Annotated in this window: 15 protein-coding genes; 6 read left to right on the top strand and 9 right to left on the bottom strand. The window is 69.3% G+C overall.

Features of this window, described 5'->3' with window-relative positions; translation table 11 throughout:
- Positions 1-54 precede the first annotated feature (54 nt).
- Entirely contained in the window at positions 55-720 is a 666-nt protein-coding gene (locus P8934_RS01100; RefSeq protein WP_278032520.1) for a fumarylacetoacetate hydrolase family protein, read from the top strand.
- A 78-nt stretch (positions 721-798) separates the two neighbouring features.
- Here P8934_RS01100 and speA read toward each other — a convergent pair whose 3' ends face one another.
- From speA to P8934_RS01115, 3 genes are all read right to left on the bottom strand, one after another.
- On the bottom strand, positions 799-2,721 hold the full coding sequence (gene speA, locus P8934_RS01105) for a biosynthetic arginine decarboxylase (RefSeq protein ID WP_278032521.1): 1,923 nt from the start codon (positions 2,719-2,721) through the stop codon (positions 799-801).
- The gene (locus tag P8934_RS01110) at positions 2,718-3,677 is read right to left on the bottom strand and encodes a homoserine kinase (protein WP_278032522.1); all 960 of its coding nucleotides are present in this window, start codon (positions 3,675-3,677) and stop codon (positions 2,718-2,720) included. The genes speA and P8934_RS01110 overlap by 4 nt, the downstream gene beginning before the upstream one ends.
- Positions 3,678-3,799: 122 nt before the next feature.
- Entirely contained in the window at positions 3,800-4,099 is a 300-nt protein-coding gene (locus tag P8934_RS01115) for a DUF2782 domain-containing protein (protein WP_278032523.1), read from the bottom strand.
- Between the two features lie 155 nt (positions 4,100-4,254).
- On the opposite strand from P8934_RS01115, the gene polA reads away from it, so the two are divergent.
- Positions 4,255-7,029 carry a DNA polymerase I gene (gene polA / locus P8934_RS01120; protein WP_278032524.1) on the top strand — a complete coding sequence of 925 codons (2,775 nt, stop codon included), beginning with the start codon at positions 4,255-4,257 and terminating at the stop codon, positions 7,027-7,029.
- An 87-nt stretch (positions 7,030-7,116) separates the two neighbouring features.
- On the opposite strand, the gene P8934_RS01125 is transcribed toward polA, so the two are convergent.
- Positions 7,117-8,148, bottom strand: coding sequence for a Fe(3+) ABC transporter substrate-binding protein (locus P8934_RS01125; RefSeq protein ID WP_278032525.1), 1,032 nt, complete (start codon positions 8,146-8,148; stop codon positions 7,117-7,119).
- Positions 8,149-8,390: 242 nt separating this feature from the next.
- Here P8934_RS01125 and P8934_RS01130 point away from each other — a divergent pair, with 242 nt between their 5' ends.
- Positions 8,391-9,578 (top strand): ABC transporter ATP-binding protein, encoded by a 1,188-nt coding sequence (locus P8934_RS01130; RefSeq protein WP_278032526.1) that lies wholly within the window; start codon positions 8,391-8,393, stop codon positions 9,576-9,578.
- Here the strand turns inward: P8934_RS01130 and P8934_RS01135 are convergent.
- The 4 genes from P8934_RS01135 to dctP all read right to left on the bottom strand — a co-directional run bounded on the left by P8934_RS01135 (position 9,495) and on the right by dctP (position 14,380).
- Complete coding sequence (locus tag P8934_RS01135) at positions 9,495-11,132, bottom strand: iron ABC transporter permease (protein ID WP_278033980.1); 1,638 nt, start codon at positions 11,130-11,132, stop codon at positions 9,495-9,497. The genes P8934_RS01130 and P8934_RS01135 overlap by 84 nt on opposite strands.
- A 212-nt stretch (positions 11,133-11,344) precedes the next feature.
- Positions 11,345-12,673, bottom strand: coding sequence for a TRAP transporter large permease subunit (locus P8934_RS01140; RefSeq protein WP_278032527.1), 1,329 nt, complete (start codon positions 12,671-12,673; stop codon positions 11,345-11,347).
- On the bottom strand, positions 12,670-13,173 hold the full coding sequence (locus P8934_RS01145; protein WP_278032528.1) for a TRAP transporter small permease subunit: 504 nt from the start codon (positions 13,171-13,173) through the stop codon (positions 12,670-12,672). The genes P8934_RS01140 and P8934_RS01145 overlap by 4 nt, the downstream gene beginning before the upstream one ends.
- 97 nt (positions 13,174-13,270) lie before the next feature.
- Positions 13,271-14,380, bottom strand: coding sequence for a TRAP transporter substrate-binding protein DctP (gene dctP / locus P8934_RS01150; protein WP_278032529.1), 1,110 nt, complete (start codon positions 14,378-14,380; stop codon positions 13,271-13,273).
- A gap of 341 nt (positions 14,381-14,721) precedes the next feature.
- Between dctP and P8934_RS01155 the strand changes: the two genes are divergently transcribed.
- The 3 genes from P8934_RS01155 to rmuC are packed head-to-tail and all read left to right on the top strand — an operon-like array spanning position 14,722 to position 19,866.
- Positions 14,722-16,896, top strand: a complete 2,175-nt coding sequence (locus tag P8934_RS01155; RefSeq protein WP_278032530.1) for a GNAT family N-acetyltransferase — start codon at positions 14,722-14,724, stop codon at positions 16,894-16,896.
- A gap of 32 nt (positions 16,897-16,928) precedes the next feature.
- Positions 16,929-18,392 (top strand): aminoacyl-histidine dipeptidase, encoded by a 1,464-nt coding sequence (locus tag P8934_RS01160; RefSeq protein ID WP_278032531.1) that lies wholly within the window; start codon positions 16,929-16,931, stop codon positions 18,390-18,392.
- A 58-nt stretch (positions 18,393-18,450) separates the two neighbouring features.
- Positions 18,451-19,866 (top strand): DNA recombination protein RmuC, encoded by a 1,416-nt coding sequence (gene rmuC, locus P8934_RS01165; protein ID WP_278032532.1) that lies wholly within the window; start codon positions 18,451-18,453, stop codon positions 19,864-19,866.
- Between the two features lie 85 nt (positions 19,867-19,951).
- Here rmuC and P8934_RS01170 read toward each other — a convergent pair whose 3' ends face one another.
- Positions 19,952-20,425, bottom strand: coding sequence for a Dps family protein (locus P8934_RS01170; RefSeq protein ID WP_278032533.1), 474 nt, complete (start codon positions 20,423-20,425; stop codon positions 19,952-19,954).
- Positions 20,426-20,514 lie beyond the last annotated feature (89 nt).

Below are 20,514 nucleotides of genomic sequence, written 5' to 3' on the forward strand. Positions count from 1 at the left end.
TGAAGGGCTTGTCGCCTGACCGCGGCGGCGACCACCAGAAGGAGAAGAACCGCCATGCGTTTCGTGCCCCGTTTCACCGATGGCCAGCCGTTCCCCGAGCCGCTGGGCAAGATCGTCTGCGTCGGCCGCAACTATGCCGACCATGCCCGGGAGCTGGACAACCCGGTGCCCAGCGAGCCGCTGCTCTTCATCAAGCCGGCGACGGCCGCCGTCCCACTGGAACAGCCGGTCGACGCCCCCTTTGCGCGGGGCGAGGTGCACTACGAGACGGAGCTGGCGCTGCTGATCGGCGAGGAGCTCTCCCACGTCACCGCCGACGAGGCCGAGCGTGGCATCGTCGGCATCGGGCTGGCCCTGGACCTGACCCTGCGTGACGTCCAGTCGCGCCTCAAGGAGAAGGGGCACCCCTGGGAGATCGCCAAGGCCTTCGACGGCGCCTGCCCGCTGTCGTCCTTCCTGCCGCTCTCCCAGGTACCCAACTGGAGCGGGCTCGCCTTCACCCTGGCGGTGAACGGCGAGCCGCGCCAGCACGGCGAGGGGGCGGACATGCTCTTCCCGGTGGCGACCCTGGTGGCGGAGATGAGCCGCCACTTCACCCTGCAGCCGGGCGACGTGGTATTGACCGGCACCCCGGCCGGGGTGGGGCCGCTGGAGCGAGGCGCGACGCTGCACTTCACCCTCACCGGCGGGCTGGAGATCACCACCCGCGTGGTGGAGTAGGGGACACCGCGCCAGCCCCAACGAGACGCCCCGCAGTGCAAGGCTGCGGGGCGTCGTCGCGTTCCGGGCAGGGTGCCCTCACTCCAGGTAGGTATAGCCGTCGAGGCCATCCGAGAGGTCGTCGAGGAAGGCCTGTTGCTCGGCCCGTTCCAGCCCGCTGCGCGCGAGCTGCTCGGCCAGCCGCTCGCGCAGGGCGGCGACGTCGAAGTTGACGTAGCCGAGCACATCGGCGACCCGGTCCCCCTGCTGGATCTGGCTGATCGACCAGCGGCCGTTGACGTCCAGGGCGGCATCCGCCGAGTCGGTGTCGCCGAACAGGTTGTGCAGGTCGCCGAGGATCTCCTGATAGGCCCCCACCATGAAGAAGCCCAGGAGCTTCTCGTCGCCCTCCTGCCATTCCGGCAGCGGCAGGGTGGTCTCCACGCCCTGGCCATCCACGTAGCCGTCGATGCGCCCGTCCGAGTCGCAGGTGATGTCCTGGATCACCCCGCGGCGAACCGGCTCGTGGTCCAGGCCGGTCAGCGGCAGCACCGGGAAGATCTGCTGGATGCCCCAGACGTCGGGCACCGACTGGAACAGCGAGAAGTTGACGAACAGCTTGTCGGCGAGCTTCTCGGCCAGCTCGTCGTCGATCTCGCGGTGGGCGCGGTTGCGGGTATCGAGCCGCGCCCGCAGCCGCGCGCAGGCGGCGAAGTAGACGCCCTCGCCCTCGGCCCGGGCGGTGATATCGGTGAGGCCCATCACGAAGCGCTCATGGAGCTCGCCCATGGCCTGCACCAGGTCATGCCAGGCCTCCACCAGGCCGCGTGGCTCGGCCTGGTCGTGGAGCAGGTCGTGGACGCGCCACAGCTCGTCGACCTGGGGGTCGCCCTCGACCCGGCGCGGGGGCGCCTCGTCACCGATGCGCTCCTCGCCGATCACGTTGGTGATCAGCACCGCATGGTGGGCGGTGAGCGCGCGACCCGACTCGCTGATCAGGTGGGGCTGGGGCAGCTCGAACTCCTGACAGGCCAGGCGGAAGGCGTAGACCACGTTGCGGGCGTACTCGAGCATGGAGTAGTTGGCGGAGCAGAAGCTGCGCGAGCGGGTGCCCTCGTAGTCGACGCCGAGGCCGCCGCCCACGTCCACCGTGTCCACCGGCGCACCCAGCGCCACCAGGCTCTGGTAGAAGCGCGCGCACTCGCGCAGGCCACGCTGGATATCGCGGATGTTGGCGATCTGCGAGCCCAGGTGGAAGTGCACCAGCTGCAGGCTGGCCAGGGCATCGGCCTCGCGCAGCTGATCCACCACCGCCAGCACCTGGCTGGCGGTGAGGCCGAACTTGGACTTCTCGCCGCCGGTGTTCTGCCAGCGGCCGCGCCCCACGGTGGCCAGGCGGGCGCGCAGGCCGATGCGTGGCGTGACGCCGATGCGTTCGGCCTCCTCGAGGATCAGCGGCAGCTCCGAGAGCTTCTCCACCACCAGGTAGACCCGATGGCCGAGCTTCTCGCCCATCAGCGCCAGGCGCACGTACTCGCGGTCCTTGTAGCCGTTGCAGACGATCAGCGAGGGGCCGTCGCCGGAGAGTGCCAGCACGGCGAGCAGCTCCGGCTTGCTGCCGGCCTCGAGCCCCACCCGGCCATGGCCGCGCTCCTGGGTGCCGAGGATCTCCTCCACCACCCGGCGTTGCTGGTTGACCTTGATCGGGTAGACCGCGGTGTAGCCACCGCCGAACTCCTCCTCCTGCATGGCGGTATCGAAGGCGGCGCAGAGCTGCTCGACCCGGTCGTGGAGGATATCGGTGAAGCGCACCAGCACCGGCAGGCGCAGCCCGGCCTGGCGCAGCTCGGCCACCAGGTCGTCCAGCGGCAGGGCCGGGCCCTCGGCCTCGCTGCCCAGCGGGCGCACCAGGGCGTGGCCGCTGTCGTCGACGTCGAAGTAGCCGCTGCCCCACTGGTCGATGTTCCAGGTGCGACGCGCGCGCTGTGCCGGTCCTGCGGCACTGCTCTTGGACAGGCTCATTCGCTCACCTCGGGCAGCGGCAGGGCGCCATCTTCCAGGCGCGCCTTGAGGATGGTACGGAACTGGTCGGGGTCGTGTGGCGTGAGGTCGTGGGCCGGCGGGTCCACGTAGACCACCAGCAGCCGCGACAGCCAGTAGCGGAGGGCGGTCAGGCGCAGCATCATCGGCCAGGCGTCGCGCTCGGCGGGGCTCAGCGGCCGGCGCGCCAGGTAGGCGGCGAGGATGGCATCGTGGCGCGCGGCATCCAGGCGGCCATCTGGCCCGGTGGCCCAGTCGTTGATGACGATGGCCAGGTCGAACAGCAGGTCACCGGTGCAGCCGTTGTAGAAGTCGATCAGCCCGCCCAGGCGGTCGCCGTCGAAGAGGGTGTTGTCGCGGAACAGGTCGCCGTGCAGCGCGCCCTGGGGCAGTGCCGGGGCGTCGCCGAAGAATCCCTGGTAGATCTCCACCTCGTCCTTCATCAGCGCCTGGTCCTGCGGCGAGAGGTAGACCAGCACCTTGTGGTGCATGGGCAGCAGCCAGTGCAGGTCCCGCGGGTTGGGGCGGTTCCCCGGGAAGTGACGGGAGACCACGTGCATGCGCCCGAGGGTGTCGCCGAGCTCGCGGCACTGCACCAGGTTCGGGTCCTTCGGGTGCCGGCCGGGCAGCTTCGGGAACAGCAGGGCGGGCTTGCCGGCCAGGGTGTGCAGGGCGACGCCGTCGCGGTCGTGCAGCGGGCCCGGCACCGGCAGGCGGTGCTCGTCCAGGTAGTCGAGCAGCTCGACGAAGAACGGCAGCTCCTCGTGCTCGCCCTGCTCGAAGAGGGTCAGCACCAGCTCGCGCCGGTCGGTGGTGACGAAGAAGGTGGTGTTCTCGGTGCCGGCAGGCACGCCTTCTAGGGAGACGAGCGAGCCGGCATCGAAGCGGCTGAGGAACTCGGCGACCTGAGGTTCGGTAAGCGGTGTGAATACAGCCATGTGTCTCTCGCCCGGGAAATGCCAAGCCGCCTATTGTAGCGACTTGGCACACCGATGCACGTGGCCCGGTCGCGGCGGGTGCCCTGCCGGGGCCGGGAGTCGGAAGCGGGGTGACCGCGGGCTCAGAAGGTCTTCAGTACCCACTGGGGGACGGCGATGCGGTCGCCCTCCTGGCGCTCGAAGTCGCCGTCCCCGTCATGGTCGACGAGATAGTAGGAGGGGCCGGAGGAGGGGCGGATCTCGATGGCATAGAGCTCGCCGTTGACGCGGTACTCGCGGATGGTGCGCTCCTCCTCCTGGCGGACGGTGATGTCCGGCTCGAGGTCGGCGGAGGACTGCGCCAGGGCACTGCCACCGCTGGCCAGGACCAGGGCGAGGGCCAGCGGCAGGGCAGTGATCGAGCGTCTCGGGAACTTCTTCATGATGACCTCCAGGGCCGCGCGAGGCGGGGAAGCAGGGATACCCCCAGTGTAGGGGCTAGCGGGCGCCCGGCCTACCACCCGCGGCAAAAGGCGGCGGCAATGCGTATCATGGATGATCAGGATCACCTCACGCCACGCTTCAATGGATGCCCTTCATGGCCGATACGCCCATCGTTCTCGTCGACGGTTCCTCCTATCTGTACCGCGCCTTCCACGCCCTGCCGCCCCTGACCACCTCCGACGGCCAGCCCACCGGGGCGATCAAGGGGGTGCTCAACATGCTCAAGCGGCTGATCAAGGACTACCCCGACAGCCCCATGGCAGTGGTCTTCGATGCCCCGGGCAAGACCTTCCGCGACGAGCTGTTCGAGCAGTACAAGTCCCACCGGCCGCCGATGCCCGATGACCTGCGCTCCCAGGTGCAGCCGCTGCACGACTGCGTCAGGGCCCTGGGCCTGCCGCTGCTGTGCATCGAGGGGGTGGAGGCCGACGACGTCATCGGCACCCTGGCCCGACGGGCCACCGAGGCCGGCCGCGACGCGGTGATCTCCACCGGCGACAAGGACATGGCCCAGCTGGTCAACGAGCACATCACGCTGGTCAATACCATGAAGGACGAGACGCTGGACGTCGAGGGCGTGAAGGAGAAGTTCGGCCTGCCGCCGGCGCTGATCATCGACTTCCTGGCTTTGATGGGCGACAAGGTCGACAACATCCCCGGCGTGCCGGGGGTCGGCGAGAAGACCGCGCTGGGGCTGCTGCAGGGCATGGACGGCGGGCTCGAGACCCTCTATGCCGACCTGGAGAAGGTCAAGGCACTGGGCTTTCGCGGCGCCAAGACGCTGCCGAAGAAGCTCGAGGAGCACCGCGACCAGGCCTTCCTCTCCTACCGGCTCGCGACCATCAAGACCGACTGCGAGCTGCCGGTGGGGCTCGACGACCTGGACATCGCCCACCCCGACCGCGAGGCGCTGCTCGAGCTCTATCGCCGGCTGGAGTTCCGGGCCTGGCTCTCCGAGCTGCTCGAGGGTAAGGACGAGGGGGTCGACGACGCGGCGGGCGGCACGCCATTGCCGGCCGAGGACGAGGGCGAGGGGGCGGCCGGCTCGGAGCGTCGTTCTGCCCGCGAGGACCATGTCATCCTGGCCCAGGCCGACCTCGACGCCTGGCTCGAGCGGCTCGAGGCGAGCGATACCTTCTGCTTCGACCTGGAGACCACCAGCCTGAATTATATGGAGGCGCAGGTGGTGGGCGTGGGGCTGTCGCTGGAACCTGGCGAGGCGGCCTATATCCCGTTGGCCCATGACTACCTCGATGCCCCCGAGCAGCTTGACCGCGAGGCGGTGCTCGAGGCCCTGCGCCCGCTCTGGGAGGGCGACGGCCGGACCAAGGTCGGTCAGAACCTCAAGTACGACATCTCGGTGCTGGCCAACGTCGGCATCGCGGTGGCCGGGCCCCTGGAAGACACCATGCTGGAGTCCTATGTGCTCGACTCCACGGCGACCCGCCACGACATGGATTCCCTGGCGCTCAAGTACCTGGGGGAGAAGACCATCTCCTTCGAGGAGGTCGCCGGCAAGGGCGCCAAGCAGCTCACCTTCAACCAGGTGGCCCTGGAGCAGGCAGCGCCCTACGCCTGCGAGGACGTCGACATCACTCTGCGCCTGCACCGGGAGCTGCGCCCCCGCGTCGAGGCCGAGGGGCGGCTCGCCGAGGTGCTCGAGGAGATCGAGCTGCCGCTGATCCCGGTGCTCTCGCGCATGGAGCGCACCGGGGTGGCGCTGGCCCCCGAGCGGCTGCATGCCCAGAGCCGGGAGCTCGAGACGCGCATCCGCGAGCTTGAGGCCAGTGCCTTCGAGCTCGCCGGCCGCGAGTTCAACCTCGGCTCTCCCAAGCAGCTCGGGCAGATCCTCTTCGAGGAGCAGAAGATCCCGGTGATCAAGAAGACCCCCAAGGGGGCGCCCTCCACCGCGGAGGCGGTGCTCGAGGAGCTGGCGCTGGACTACCCGCTGCCCAAGGTGATCATGGAGCACCGCGGGCTCGCCAAGCTCAAGTCCACCTACACCGACAAGCTGCCGCGGCTGGTCAACAGGGCCACCGGGCGGCTGCACACCAGCTACCACCAGGCGGTCACCGCCACCGGCCGGCTCTCCTCCAGCGACCCCAATCTGCAGAACATCCCCATCAGGACCGAGGAGGGGCGCAAGATCCGGCAGGCCTTCATCGCCCGGCCCGGCTACCGGATCGTCGCCGCCGACTACTCGCAGATCGAGCTGCGCATCATGGCCCATCTCTCCGGTGACAAGGGGCTGCTCGAGGCCTTCGCCGAGGGGCGAGACATCCACGCCGCCACCGCCGCCGAGGTGTTCGGGGTGGCGCTCGACAAGGTCTCGGGTGACCAGCGGCGCAGCGCCAAGGCGATCAACTTCGGGCTGATCTATGGCATGAGCGCCTGGGGCCTGGGCCGACAGCTGCACATCGAGCGCGGCCAGGCGCAGACCTACATCGACCGCTACTTCGACCGCTACCCCGGGGTGGCGCGCTACATGGAGCGCATCCGCGCCCAGGCGGCCGAGGATGGCTACGTGGAAACGGTCTTCGGCCGGCGCCTCCACCTGCCGGAGATCCGTTCGCAGAACCGCGCGCGTCGCCAGGGGGCCGAGCGCACCGCCATCAATGCCCCCATGCAGGGCACCGCCGCCGACATCATCAAGCGGGCGATGATCGACGTCGATGCCTGGCTCGCAGGCGAGTCATTCGATGCGGTGATGGTGATGCAGGTCCACGACGAACTGGTCTTCGAGGTGGCCGAGGAGCAGGTCGAGGATTTCATCGCGGAAGTGAAGGCGCGCATGGAGGGGGCCGCGAAGCTCGATGTGGCGCTGACCGTCGAGGCCGAGAGCGGGGCCAACTGGGACGAGGCCCACTGACGCGAGTCCTGTCCAACAACGCCAAGGCCCGCGGCGGATGCCGCGGGCCTTGGCTTTTGTCTTTGTGTATCAGCTCCGAGCGCTGGATCAGCGCCAGCCGGCGCGATCGAAGATGCGCACGGCCTCGGGGTTGTTCTCGCCCAGCACGCTGACGTTCAGGTCATCCTTCTTGAAGTCGCCCCAGGAGGCGATGACGCCATCGGTCTCCGCGGACTCCACGGCGGGGAACTCGTAGTTGCCGGTGGCGAAGAGGGCCTGGGCCTCGTCGGAGGCGAGGAACTCGAGGAAGCGCACGGCGTTCTCCTCGTTCGGCGCACCCTTCACCATGCCGGCCCCGCCCACGTTGACGTGCGCGCCGCGACCGTCCTGGTTGGGGAAGACGATCTCGACCTTCTCGGCCACTTCGCGGTCGGCTTCCTGGTCGGAGTTGACCAGACGCACGTAGTAGTAGTGGTTGGCCAGGGCGATGTTGCACTCGCCGCTGGCGACGCCGCGGATCTGGTCGGTGTCGCCGCCCTCGGGGTCACGCGCGAAGTTGTCGACCACGCCCTTGGCCCAGGCTTCCGCCTCTTCTTCGCCGTGGTGGGCGATCAGCGAGGCCAGCAGCGACTGGTTGTAGATGTTGTTCGAGGAGCGGATGCAGACCTGGCCCGCGAACTTCGGGTCCGCCAGGTCCTCGTAGCTCGTGATCTCGGCGGCATCGACCTCGGTCGGGTCGATGAAGATCGCCCGGACGCGCTGGCTGAAGCCGAACCACTTGCCTTCCGGGTGGCGCATGTAGTCGGGCAGCCGCTCGTCGAGCACCTCGGATTCCACGCTGGCGAAGATGTCCTCCTGCTCGCCGCGCCACAGGCGGCCGGCGTCCACGGTGATCATCACGTCGGCGGGGCTGGCCTCGCCCTCCAGCTTGAGGCGCTGGATCAGCTGGTCGGAGTCGCCCTCGAGGACGTTGACCTCGATGCCGGTCTGCTCGGTGAAGGCGGCATAGAGCGCTTCGTCGGAGTCGTAGTGGCGAGCGGAGTAGACATTGAGCTCCTCGGCGGCAGCGGCCTGGGAGGCCATGGCGGAGCCGGCCACCAGGGCGGCGAGGGGCATGGCGAGACGGCGGTTCAGCAGCATGGAGACACCTCGTGGTACGGAGTTGCGGTTTCGAATGATAATGCTTTGCATTACACTTACGTCATTGAAGCGCCTCCCGCTGCCGGCGTCAAGACCCGCCGGCGGGCAACCTGATCCAGGTCAGGGATCGCCGTGCCTTGACAGCCGCCGGCGCGAAATGCGAGCGATAGTACAACGCATTCAGGAGGCTTTCGCGTTACCATGCAGATAATATCCTCTCTCCCAATGGCCGCTCAGATCCCATGACTAGCCAACCGACGCTCCCGATCGACGAGAACGCTGCCGTGGCACCCGTTCTCGCCATGCACCAGATCCGCCATGCCTACCAGCAGCACCTGGCCGTGGAGGACGTCTCCCTCGAGGTCAAGCCCGGAGAGATCGTCTGCCTGCTGGGGCCCTCGGGTTGCGGCAAGTCCACCCTGCTGCGGATCGCCGCGGGGCTCGAGGTGGTGCAGCAGGGACATGTGGAGTTGGGCGGCGAGTCGATGGGGAGTACCGGGCGTTCCCATGTGCCGCCCGAGAAGCGCAACGTCGGCCTGGCCTTCCAGGATTCGGCACTGTTCCCGCACCTCTCGGTGCTCGACAACGTGGCCTTCGGGCTCGAGTCGCAGCCCGCCCAGCAGCGACGTCGCCGCGCCTACGAGCTTCTCGAGCTGCTCGGCATGGAGCGCTATGCTCGGGTCTTCCCGCACATGCTCTCGGGCGGGCAGCAGCAGCGCATCGCCCTGGCCCGGGCGCTGGCGCCGGCGCCGCAGCTGATGCTGCTCGACGAGCCCTTCTCCAGCCTCGATGCCCGCCTGCGCGACCGCATCCGCGACGATACCCTTCACGTGCTGAAGAAGGTGGGCGCCGGGGTGCTGCTGGTGACCCACGATCCCGAGGAGGCCATGTTCATGGCCGACCGCATCGTGCTGATGCGCGAGGGGCGGGTGGTGCAGGCTGGGACGCCGCTGGACCTCTACTGCGCCCCCACCGATCCCTTCGTGGTCACCTTCTTCGGCGAGGTGAACGAGCTCGAGGGGCGCGTGGTGGACGGCAAGGTGGCGACGCCGGTGGGCGACGTCTCTGGCGGCGGACTGCCCGAGGGAAGCCGGGTGCGGGTGATGATCCGTCCCGAGGCGTTGCGGGTGGTGCCGCTGGACGAGCCGCCGGAGCATCACCACAGCCATGTCATCATGGCCAAGCTGCTGGGACGCACCAGCCTGCTGCATATCTGCGCCCACGCCCCCGATGGCTGCGAGACCCACCTGCATGCCCGGTCCCCGGGGGTCTTCCTCCCTCGGGAGGGCCAGCCGGTGATGATCGGCCTGGACGCCTCCCAGGTCTTCGTCTTCCCCCTCGAGGCCTCAGCGACTGCCGGGGCGGGAGCGGCGCATGGCGATGCTGAGCAGGATCACCGGGAGGATGCCTACTGCCACGATGGCCAGTGACGAGGTCGAGGCCTCGGCCAGTCGCTCGTCAGCGGCCAGGCTGTGGGCGCGGATCGCCAGGGTGTCGAAGTTGAAGGGGCGCAGGATCACCGTGGCCGGCAGCTCCTTCATCACGTCCACGAAGACCAGGATGCCGGCGGCGATCAGGCTGCCGCGCATGATCGGGGTATGCACCTTGCGCAGGGTGCCGCCCGCCGTCTGACCCAGGGTCCGGGAGGCCGCATCCATGCTGGGCGTCACCTTGCCGAGGCTCGCCTCGATGGCATTGAAGGAGACGGCGAGGAAGCGCACCAGGTAGGCATACACCAGGATGAAGGCCGACCCGCTGAGCAGCAGCCCCACCACGACCCCGAACTGCCCCTTCATGAAGTCGTTGATCTGGTGGTCCATCCACACGAAGGGGATCAGGATGCCTACCGCCACCACCGAGCCGGGGACCGCATAGCCCATGGCGGCCACCCGCGTCGCGACCCGCGTTACCTTGCCGGGGTGCAGGCGGGCGCCGTAGCTGAGCAGCAGCGCCAGGCTCACCGCGACCACCGCGGCGAGCGATGCCAGCAGCAGGCTGTTGCCGGCAAAGCCCAGGAAGGCCGAGCCGAACAGGGAATCCCCGCCCTGGATCGAGAGGTAGCCCAGCAGGCCGCTGGGAATCAGGAAGCCCAGCAGCACCGGCGCCAGGCAGGCCAGGGTGGCGGCCCAGGCTCGCCAGCCGTGGAGCGCGAATTCCGGCAGGTGCTGGTAGCGACCGGTGGTATGGAAATAGCGGCGCTTGCCGCGCGAGGCGCGCTCGAGCAGCACCAGGGCGATGACGAAGGCCAGCAGGCAGGCGGCGAGCTGGGCCGCGGCCACCTGCTCGCCCATCCCGAACCAGGTGCGATAGATGCCGGTGGTGAAGGTGTCGACCCCGAAGTACTGCACGGCCCCGAACTCGTTGAGGGTCTCCATCAGCGCCAGCGAGACGCCACCGACGATGGCCGGCCGCGCCAGCGGCAGCGCCACGCTGGTGAACAGCCGCCAGGGCCCCCGTCCCAGGGTCCGCCCCACGTCCAGCACGCAGACCGACTGCTCCAGGAAGGCCGCCCGCGCCAGCATGTAGACATAGGGGTAGAGCACCAGGGTGATCAGGGTCGCGGCGCCCCACAGCGAGCGGATGTCGGGGAAGAGGTAGTCGCCGGCCGACCAGCCGAAGCTCTCCCGCAGCCAGGTCTGGACGGGGCCGGCGAACTGCAGGAAGTCCGTGTAGGCATAGGCGATCACGTAGGTCGGTACCGCCAGCGGCAGCAGCAAACCCCACTCGAACAGCCGGCGTCCCGGGAAGCGGCACATCACCACCAGCCAGGCGGTCCCGGTACCGATCACGAAGGTGCCGAGGCCCACCGTCACCACCAGGAAGAGGGTGTTGGCGAGATACCTGGGTAGCACGGTGCTGCCCAGGTGCTGCCAGATGCCCTCGGTGGGCAGGAAGAGGTGCGCCAGTACCACGATGACCGGCAGGGCCACGATCAGGGCGATCCCGATGGTCAGGGCGTTCCAGACATTGAAGGGCAGCGACAGGCGGGAGGGGACGGGGGCACGGGAACTGGCCGGTCTGGTCAACGAGGTCTCCTTCCAGCGGCGTCTGGAGGCGGTGTGGATGCGAGGCATTTGCGCGTGAGAATTGTATCAGCTGCCCCCCGAGGCTGCAGCCATTGCGGCTGACCCGGATCAAGACAGACGCCCGCCGCTCATCGAGCGGCGGGCGTCATGGGGTTACCGGCAGGAGAGGCTCAGTAGCCGACCAGCATCGACGGCAGGCCGGTGATCAGCGCCGGGAAGACCGCCATCAGCACACAGGCCAGCACGATCAGCGTCACGAAGGGGATCACTGCCTTGTAGAGGTCGAGGGTCTCGACCCCCTTGGGCGCCACCCCCTTGAGATAGAAGAGCGCATAGCCGAAGGGCGGGGTGAGGAAGGAGGTCTGCAGCACCACGGCGACCATCACCACGAACCACAGCACGTCGATGCCCATGCTCTCGACGATCGGCAGCATGATCGGGAAGCTCAGCAGCACGATGCCCGTCCAGTCGAGGAACATGCCCAGGATGAACACCAGGAAGAGCATCAGGATCAGTGCGCCGGTGGTGCCGCCGGGCATCGCCATCACCACCTCGTGGATGACCTCCATGCCGCCGCCGATGGAGAACACCCCGGTGAAGGCGGTGGCGCCCACCAGCACCAGCATCACCATGGTGGTGGTCTTGCTGGCCTCGATCAGGGTGCGGTAGCAGGTGGAGGCCTTGCGGTCGCCGAAGATCAGGAACAGCAGGAAGGCGATGGCAACGCCGATGGCCGAGGCCTCGGTGGCGGTGGCGATGCCGGTGAACAGCGACCCCAGCACGCCGAGGATCAGCGACATCGGCGGCAGCACGTACTTGCCCAGCATCACCAGCAGTTCACCGGTGGAGACCTGGGCGCGCTCCTCAGCGGGCACGCGAGGCCCGTACTCGGGCTTGAGGTGGCAGATCACCAGCACGTAAAGGGCATACAGGACCCCCAGCATGAGCCCGGGGATCAGGGCGCCGGCGAACAGCGCGCCCACCGATACCGGCGAATAGCTGGCCATCAGGATCAGCATGATGCTCGGCGGGATCAGGATGCCCAGGCAGCCGCTGGCCATGATCACCCCGGTGCTGAGCTGCTTGTTGTAGCCGTAGTTCAGCATCGGCACCAGGGCGATCATGCCCATCACCGCGATGGAGGCGCCGACGATGCCGGTGGTGGCGGCCAGCAGTACCGATACCACGACGACGGTCAGGGCCAGGCCCCCGCGCAGGTTGGCCAGCAGCAGGCGCATCGACTCGAACATCTTCTCGGTGACGCCCGAGTCGTTGAGGAAGCGCGCCATCAGGATGAACAGCGGGATGGCCACCAGGACGTAGTTGTCCATGGCGTTGCCGAAGATGTTGTTGATCAGGATGCCCAGCGTATTGGCGCCGGGCCCGAGCCAGGCACCGAGTACCGCGACGCCGCCGAGCACGAAGGCCAGCGGATGACCCATGAACAGGCCGACCAGCAGGCCGCCGAACATGAACAGGGTGAGCATCTCGGCGCTCATGCTGGTTCCTCCTTGCCCAGCGCCTGCACGGCGCGGATGACGATGGCGATGGCCTGCAGCAGCAGCAGTCCCGCGGCGACCACGATCACGCCCTTCACCGGATAGACGGGGATGGCCACCATGCCATAGGTGGTCTCGCCACGGCTGAAGGAGCGTTCGAAGAAGGCCCAGCCGAAGGTCAACAGCATCCAGATGAAGGGCACGAAGAAGACCAGGTAGCCGAGGAGTTCGAGGGCCGCCTGCTTGCGGCGCGAGAGCAGCCGCTTGAGGACGTCGACCTCGACATGGGCGTGATGGCGCAGCCCGTATGCGGCCATCAGCATGAAGTGGGCGCCGAACAGCATCTTCGTCACGTCGAAGGCCCAGTCGCTGGGGCGTCCGATGAAGAAGCGCATGGCGATGTCATAGATCACGATCAGCGTGATCACGGCGAGCAGCGGAGCGATCAGGCGTCCGAACCCCTCGTTGAGGGCGTCTATGACCCTGGCAATGGCGTTCATGATGGGAGCTCTCGGAATCGGGCAAATCGTTGGGTAGGAAGGTCAGCGGGGCACTTGGCACCAGGGCCGGCCCCCGACGAGGGCCGGCCCGAACCGGTTACTGGTTCATGCAGGCCTCGATCTCCTCGAGCGAGGGCAGGTCGTCGGTGACGCGGCTCATGTTATAGGGCACCGAAACGTCACGCCAGTTGGCGTAGTGCTCCAGGTAGCTGATCATGGAGTGGTAGACCTTGGCGTGCATCGGGTCCTCGCAGGCCCCCTGCACGATCACCTCGTTGGTGATGCGCTGGATCTCGGCCAGGTCCTCCTCGGAGAGCTGGTTGATCTCGGTGCCGTCCTCGAGGAACTTCACCGTGCCCTCGGTGGACTCGCGCTCGGACCAGGCCAGGGACCAGGCCATGGTAGCCTCGGCGGCGATCTTCAGCTTCTCCTGGGTCTCTTCGGAGAGGGCGTCCCAGGCATCCTTGTTGATCATCACCCCGAACACGCTGGCGGACTGGTGCCAGCCGGGCACGGACCAGTAGTCGGCGACCTCGGAGAAGCCGGCCTTGTAGTCCACGCCCGGTGTGGAGAACTCGGCGCCATCGACCACGCCACGCTCGATGGCCTGGTAGATCTCGCCGCCAGCCAGGGTGACCTGGGAGCCGCCGAGCTGCTCGAGCACGCGGCCCTGGTCGCGGCCGGAGAGGCGCAGGCGCTTGCCCTCCAGGTCGGCGATGCTCTCGATGGGCGTGCCGCCACGGAAGCCGGACTCGTTGTTGGTGATGCCGTAGGGCAGGTAGACCATGTTGTATTCGCCGTAGACCTCCTGATAGAGCTCCCAGCCGCCCCACTCCATGATCCAGTTCAGGTAGTCGACGCCGTTGAACAGGCTGGTGGTGGTGGCCAGTGGCGAGAAGGCCGGGCTGAGGCCGGCCCAGTAGCCGGGCCAGTCGCCTGCAGCCTGGATGGCACCGGTCTGGGTGGCGTCGAAGACCTCGGTGCCGGGCATCAGGGTGCCGCCGGCGCGGAAGTTGATCTTCACTTCGTCACCGGCGAGCGTGTTGACCAGCTCCGCCCAGTGGCGATCGATCTGGATCAGGTCCAGGTTGTCCGGCCAGGTGGTGGTCATGGTCCACGTTTCCTGGGCCTGGGCGGTGGAGCTCATGGCGGCGAGGGCGACGCCCGCGGCCAGCCCGGTGAGGGCGAACTTGCTCATCTTCTTCATTGAGGTGCTCCCTTGTGGGTTGTTCTGCTTGTCGAGAAGTCGATGGAACGGCCGTCGGTGCCGGGAAGCGGCCACCTGGGGTGCAGGCGGGCCTGACCGTCCGGGCAACTCGGCAACAGCAAACAAGCTAGCATGGGACGACGGACATGTTCGACCGGGACCCGGGCGGCCGCGACGCCTCGGGCGGGCCCCGCAAGGCCTCCAATTGGAGGCCATGAATGTCTTTTCAATCAACGGGTTGAAACGTATGTATGACAGCGGTGTTGCAGTGCCGAAATGCCCGGTAACGTTGAAAGGTCACGCCCCCTTAGACCAAAGTTGAGCCCATCAAGGAGCCCCGGATGACCCAGGACCGCCTCGCCCCCCTGCACGAGACCCGACGCCGCCTGGGCCGGCAGCGCTGGCGCGGCCTGGTCTGGCTCACCGGGGCGGCCGATGCCTGCCATCAGGAGGCGCTGGCCCTGTGGCAGCAGGGCGGCTGGGCCTCGCCGCTGTGGGTCGCCGCCGAGCCTGTGGACGGCATCGAGGTAGCATGCTGGCTGCCGGCGGCCAAGGCCCGCACGCGACTGGGGGGCGAGCAGGACCTGGTGGTGATGGATGCCGTCTCGGCCGAGAGCGGCTTCGACCCAGAGGCCTTCGGTGCCCTGGCCGGCACCCTGCGCGCCGGTGGGCTGCTGGTGCTGATGACCCCGCCCGACTGGGGGGCGCGTCCCGATGCCGACTACCGCCGCCTGGCCGAGTACCCCTGGCGCGCCGAGCAGCTCAGCGCCCGCTACCTGGCCCGGCTTGCCCGGCTGCTGCGCGCCGACGCGCGAGTGATCGCGTGGACGGCGGGAGAGGCCCCGCCGCGACCCTGTCTGCCCGAGGCAGCGCCGGCAGCGGCGTCGTCGCCTGACCTGGACGGAGACTGTCTGACCCGCGATCAGGCGGAAGTGGTGGCGCGACTCACCCGCCTGCGTCGCCGTCGGCCGCTGGTGCTGACCGCCGACCGCGGGCGCGGCAAGACGTCGGCCCTGGGCATCGCCTGTGCACGGCTGCTGGCGGCAGGGGAGACGGAGATCCTGGTCACGGCGCCGCGCCCATCGGCCGTGGCCGGGCTCTTCGAGCGCCTGGCGGTCCTCTGTCCCGAGGGGCAACGGCACGCCAACACCTTCGAGGCGGGCCACGGCCGGGTCGCCTTCCTGCCCCCCGATGCCCTGGCCGAGCAGGGCGAGGTCGGTGGCCCTGGCCGGCTGCTGCTGGTCGACGAGGCGGCGGCGATTCCCGCGCCGCTGCTGGGGCGCTGGCTCGCCGCCTTCCCGCGCATCGCCTTCGCTACCACGGTGCATGGCTACGAGGGGTCGGGGCGTGGCTTCGCACTGCGCTTCCGCGAACGGCTCGCGCGCCAGACTCCCGACTGGCGGGCCTGCCACCTGGCCGAGCCGATCCGCTGGGCCGAGGGCGACCCGCTGGAGGCGCTGACTGCGATCCTGCTGCTGCTGGATGCCGAGCCGGCAGCGTGTCCGGAGGCCGGGGTCGCCGCGACCCTGCGGCGCCTGGACCGCGATGCCCTGGCCCGCGACGAGCCGCGGCTGCGGGCGCTGTTCGGCCTGCTGGTGCAGGCCCACTACCGCACCACGCCCGCCGACCTGCGCCGGCTGCTGGATGGTCCGGGAGTCGCCCTCACCGTTCTCGAGGCCGGCCCGGCCCTGCAGGGGGTCGTGGTGAGCGGCGACGAGGGGGGCTTTCCGGCCGCACTCGCCGAGCAGGTGGCGCGGGGCGAGCGGCGACCGCGCGGCCACCTGCTGGCCCAGTCGCTGGCCGCCCATGCCGGCGAGCGCGAGGCGCTCACCGCGCGCCTGCGGCGGGTGCTGCGCATTGCCGTGCCGGCCGAGCGGCGCCGTCACGGGACGGGACGGCAGCTGGTCGAGGCCGAGGTGGCGCGGGCCCGTCGCGACGGCATCGACCTGCTGGGGGCGAGCTTCGGCGCCGAGCCGGGGCTGCAGGCCTTCTGGCAGGCGGCGGGCTTCCGGGCGGTGCGCCTGGGACTGACCCGGGAGACGGCCACCGGCGAGCATGCGCTGATGGTCGTGCGGCCCACCGGTCCCGCGGGGCAGCGACTCGCCGAACGCCTCCAGGCGCGCTTCCATCGCCAGCTGCCGGGATTGCTGGCCTTCGAGCTGGCCGAGCTGGCGCCGGCGGTGGTGATGGCCCTGCTCGCCGAGGCGCCCGCCGGCCCCCTGGGCGACCAGGATCGTCGCGACCTCGATGACGTGGCCTTCGGCCATCGCGAGCCCGGCCTGGCCCGCCCGGCGATCCAGGCCCTGGTGAGATACCGGGCGGCGAGTTCGGTGCGATGCCAGGACGAGGCGCTGGCGCTGCTCGCCGCCTGGGCCTTCCAGGGGCGAGCGACGCCCTGGCTGGCAGCGCAGCTGGGGGTATCGGGCAAGCGCGGCGTTCAGGCCTGGCTGCGCGAGGCCGTGGCACGGCTCCGCCACGGTGACCGCGGGCTTTCCCCCGGCGAGGCCGGCCGGTAGAGTTCCCGGGTCAATCGCGAGACAGAACCGCCATGAACGCACATCTCGAGCAGCTCTCCCCCCGGCCCCTGTGGCGCCACTTCCGCACCCTGTGCAACACGCCGCGCCCCTCCGGCCACGAGGCCGCCCTGGTGGCCATCCTCGAGCGCTGGGCCGAGGGCCTGGGGCTGGCCCACGACCGCGACGCCTTCGGCAACCTGCGCATCCGCAAGGCCGCCACCCCCGGCTTCGAATCGGCGCCGGGGGTGATCCTGCAAGGCCACCTGGACATGGTGGCCCAGGCCAATGCCGACCATCCCCACGACTTCACCCGGGATGCCATCGAGACCCGGGTGGGCGACGATGGCTGGCTGCACGCCCGCCACACCACCCTGGGGGCGGACAATGGCCTGGGGGTAGCGGCGGCGCTGGCGATCCTCGAGGACGAGGCCCTGGTGCATGGCCCGCTGGAGGCGCTCTTCACCCTGGAGGAGGAGTCCTCCATGGGCGGGGCCCTCAACCTGGCCGAGGGGTGGCTCGAGGGAAGCCTGCTGCTCAACCTCGACTCCGAGGATCGTGGTCAGGTCTACATCGGCTGCGCCGGCGGCGCCGATGTCATCGTCGAGGCCCAGCTGCCCACCGCGCCGCTGGGCGACCACGAGGTCGCGCTGCGACTGTCGCTGACCGGTCTCTCGGGGGGCCACTCCGGGATCGACATCCACAAGGGGCGTGGCAACGCCAACCGGCTGCTGGTGCGGGTGCTGCGTGCCCTCGAGCCCTTCGGGGCGCGGCTGGTCGACTACCATGGTGGCACGCTGCGTAATGCCCTGCCGCGGGAGGCCTTCGCCACCCTGGTCCTGCCCGACGACGAGCAGGCGTCCGCCAGTGAGCGACTGGCCGTGCTGCAGGAGGAGCTTCTCGCCGAGCTGGCAGGGGTCGACGAGGGGCTCACCCTGGGGCTGTCATCACAGGAGATGCGGCCGGCCGAGGCGCTGACGGAGCAGGCCAGCCAGCTGCTGGTGCGCGCCCTGCACGTGGCCCCCTGCGGCGTCGAGCGCATGAGCGTCGCGGTGCCGGGGGTGGTGGAGACCTCCAACAACCTGGGCGTGGTCAGCCTGGAGGGCGGGCGCTTCCACCTCTGCGCCCTGGTGCGTTCGCTGCGCGACACTGCCACCCGGGACCTCGCCGACCGCTTCCGGGCGCTGTTCGAGCTGATCGGGGCGCGCACCCGGGTCGAGAATGCCTATCCGGGCTGGACACCGAATCCGGATAGCCCCCTGCTGGCGCGCTTCTGTTGCCTGCACCGTGAGCGGCTGGGCAGTGAGCCCGAGGTCAAGGTGATCCACGCCGGGCTCGAATGCGGCATCCTCGGCGGCAAGTACCCGCAGCTGGACATGATCTCCTTCGGCCCGCTGATCCGTGGCGCCCACTCCCCCGACGAGCGGGTGGAGCTTACTTCCGTGGCGGAGTTCTGGGGGCTGCTGCGTGCCCTGGTCGAGGACCTGGCCAGGGGCTAGGGGCTGCCCCTCGGCAATCGCGGTCGACACCATGGTGCAAGGCTCAGGAGTGACCGAGATGAATGAACTGCTGCAGGAGGCCGTACCGGCCTGGCTGGCCTGGGGGCTGGCCGGGCTGCTTCTGGCAATGGCCTGGGTGGGGCTGTCCTGGCGCAGGCGCCTGGTCGCCGCCGAGGCACGCCTCCTCGTCCGGGAGCAGGCGCTTGCCGAGGGCGAGACCAGTGTGCGGCGGCTGGAGCAGGAGTTGGCCCAGAGCGATGCGCAGCTGGATGGCAGCCGCGAGCGCCTGGCCGCGCTGGAGGCCGAACTGGCCGCGACGCGCGACCGGTTGGCCGAGCGACGCGAGCATGCCGCCCGGCTGGAGGCCGAGCGCGAGCAGATGGCGCTGCGACACCGTGAGCAGCTGGCCCTGCTGGAGGAGGCCCGGGAGCGGCTCAAGGAGGAGTTCCGCCAGCTCGCCGGGCGCATCTTCGAGGAGCGCCAGCAGGCCTTTTCGGTGCAGAGCCGCGACAGCCTGGAGGCCCTGCTGCGCCCCTTCCGCGAACAGGTCGACCAGTTCCGCCGTCGGGTCGAGGAGCTCCACGGCCAGCAGAGTCGCGACAGCGGCTCCCTCAAGGCCCAGCTCGAACAGCTCGCCGGGCTCAATGCCCGCCTCGGCGAGGAGGCCGCGGGCCTCGCCCGCGCCCTCAAGGGCGACCAGAAGGCCCAGGGCCACTGGGGCGAGCTGATGCTCGAGACCGTGCTGGAGCGCAGCGGCCTGCGCCGCGACATCGAGTACCGCCGCGAGGTCTCGCTGCAGGGGGAGCAGGGGCGCCAGCGCCCCGATGCGGTGATCTACCTGCCCGACGACCGCCACCTGATCGTCGATGCCAAGGTGTCGCTGGTGGCCTGGACCCGGGTGGTCAACGCCGAGGACGAGGCCGAGCGAGAGGCGGCCATGAGGGCCCACCTGCAGTCGCTGCGCGGCCATGTCGCCGGGCTCTCGGGCAAGGACTATCCGGCGCTGCCGGGGCTCAACTCGCCGGACTTCGTGTTCCTCTTCGTGCCGGTGGAGCCTGCGTTCGCCGCCGCCTTCGAGCGCGACCCCACGCTCTTCCAGGAGGCCTTCGACCGCCAGGTGGTGGTGGTCACCCCGACCACCCTGCTGGCCAGCCTGCGCACCGTGGCCGGCCTGTGGAGCCTTGAGCGCCAGAACGAGAATGCGCGCCTGATCGGCGACCGGGCCGAGAAACTGCTGGCCAAGTTCTCCGGCTTCGTCGAGAGCCTCGAGGAGGTCGGCCGCCACCTGGAGCGGGCGGGCGACAGCCATCGCCGTGCCATGGGGCGGCTCTCCAGCGGGCAGGGCAGCCTGGTGGCCCAGGCCACCGAGTTGCAGCGCCTGGGGGTGCGCATGAAGAAACCGTTGCCGACGGAACTGGTACGTGCCGCCGGGGAAGAGGGCGAGCCGGACGACGAGGCGACGGGGTCCTCCTGAGCCCGGCACCGGACGAACAGCCCGGTAACGACGACGCCGCCCCTCGGGGCGGCGTCGTGGTGCGTCGGTTCTGCGGTGCCGGTGATCAGCCGAGGTAGGCGCCCAGCATCCACACGGTCTTTTCCTGCTCGCGGATATAGTCGCCGGCCTGGGCGGCGGTGCCCTCGTCGTCGGCATCCGAGGCCAGGGAGAGCAGCTCGCGCTGCAGCTCGATGAGGGTCTGGTAGCCCTGGAGCACGCCGCGCACGCAGGCCTCGCCGTCATGGACGTTCTTGTCCTCCTGGATCCTGGCGAGCTTCACGTAGTCGCTGTAGGCGTGAACCGGCTGGTGGCCCAGGGTGAGGATGCGCTCGGCGACCTCGTCGACCTTGGTCAGCAGGTCGGTGTAGAACTCCTCGAACTTCTCGTGGAGCTGGAAGAACTGGCGGCCCTTCACGTTCCAGTGGTAGCCGCGCACGTTCATGTAGAAGATCTGGTAGTTGGCCAGCAGCTCGTTGAGCTTCTCGGCCAGCTGGCTGGCACTGGCCTCGTGCAGGCCGATGGTATTGGTCTCGCTCATGCAATGCCTCCTTGATCGCGATGCGGAAAGTGTAATGCGTCTGCCGGCGGTGGATAAGTCAATTGTCGCCATGGCCACCATAGCCGATG

It is taken from the genome of Halomonas sp. CKK8 (genome assembly GCF_029625235.1).
In the GTDB taxonomy this organism is placed as follows: Bacteria; Pseudomonadota; Gammaproteobacteria; order Pseudomonadales; family Halomonadaceae; genus Halomonas; species Halomonas ventosae.

Coding starts and splice junctions, on each gene's coding strand:
- P8934_RS01125 (WP_278032525.1), bottom strand. CDS start 8,148: ATGCTGCTGAACCGCCGTCTCGCCATGCCCCTCGCCGCCCTGGTGGCC.
- dctP (WP_278032529.1), bottom strand. CDS start 14,380: ATGAAGAAGATGAGCAAGTTCGCCCTCACCGGGCTGGCCGCGGGCGTC.
- P8934_RS01110 (WP_278032522.1), bottom strand. CDS start 3,677: ATGGCTGTATTCACACCGCTTACCGAACCTCAGGTCGCCGAGTTCCTC.
- P8934_RS01130 (WP_278032526.1), top strand. CDS start 8,391: ATGACTAGCCAACCGACGCTCCCGATCGACGAGAACGCTGCCGTGGCA.
- P8934_RS01145 (WP_278032528.1), bottom strand. CDS start 13,173: ATGAACGCCATTGCCAGGGTCATAGACGCCCTCAACGAGGGGTTCGGA.
- P8934_RS01155 (WP_278032530.1), top strand. CDS start 14,722: ATGACCCAGGACCGCCTCGCCCCCCTGCACGAGACCCGACGCCGCCTG.
- P8934_RS01100 (WP_278032520.1), top strand. CDS start 55: ATGCGTTTCGTGCCCCGTTTCACCGATGGCCAGCCGTTCCCCGAGCCG.
- rmuC (WP_278032532.1), top strand. CDS start 18,451: ATGAATGAACTGCTGCAGGAGGCCGTACCGGCCTGGCTGGCCTGGGGG.
- speA (WP_278032521.1), bottom strand. CDS start 2,721: ATGAGCCTGTCCAAGAGCAGTGCCGCAGGACCGGCACAGCGCGCGCGT.
- P8934_RS01115 (WP_278032523.1), bottom strand. CDS start 4,099: ATGAAGAAGTTCCCGAGACGCTCGATCACTGCCCTGCCGCTGGCCCTC.
- P8934_RS01140 (WP_278032527.1), bottom strand. CDS start 12,673: ATGAGCGCCGAGATGCTCACCCTGTTCATGTTCGGCGGCCTGCTGGTC.
- polA (WP_278032524.1), top strand. CDS start 4,255: ATGGCCGATACGCCCATCGTTCTCGTCGACGGTTCCTCCTATCTGTAC.
- P8934_RS01160 (WP_278032531.1), top strand. CDS start 16,929: ATGAACGCACATCTCGAGCAGCTCTCCCCCCGGCCCCTGTGGCGCCAC.
- P8934_RS01170 (WP_278032533.1), bottom strand. CDS start 20,425: ATGAGCGAGACCAATACCATCGGCCTGCACGAGGCCAGTGCCAGCCAG.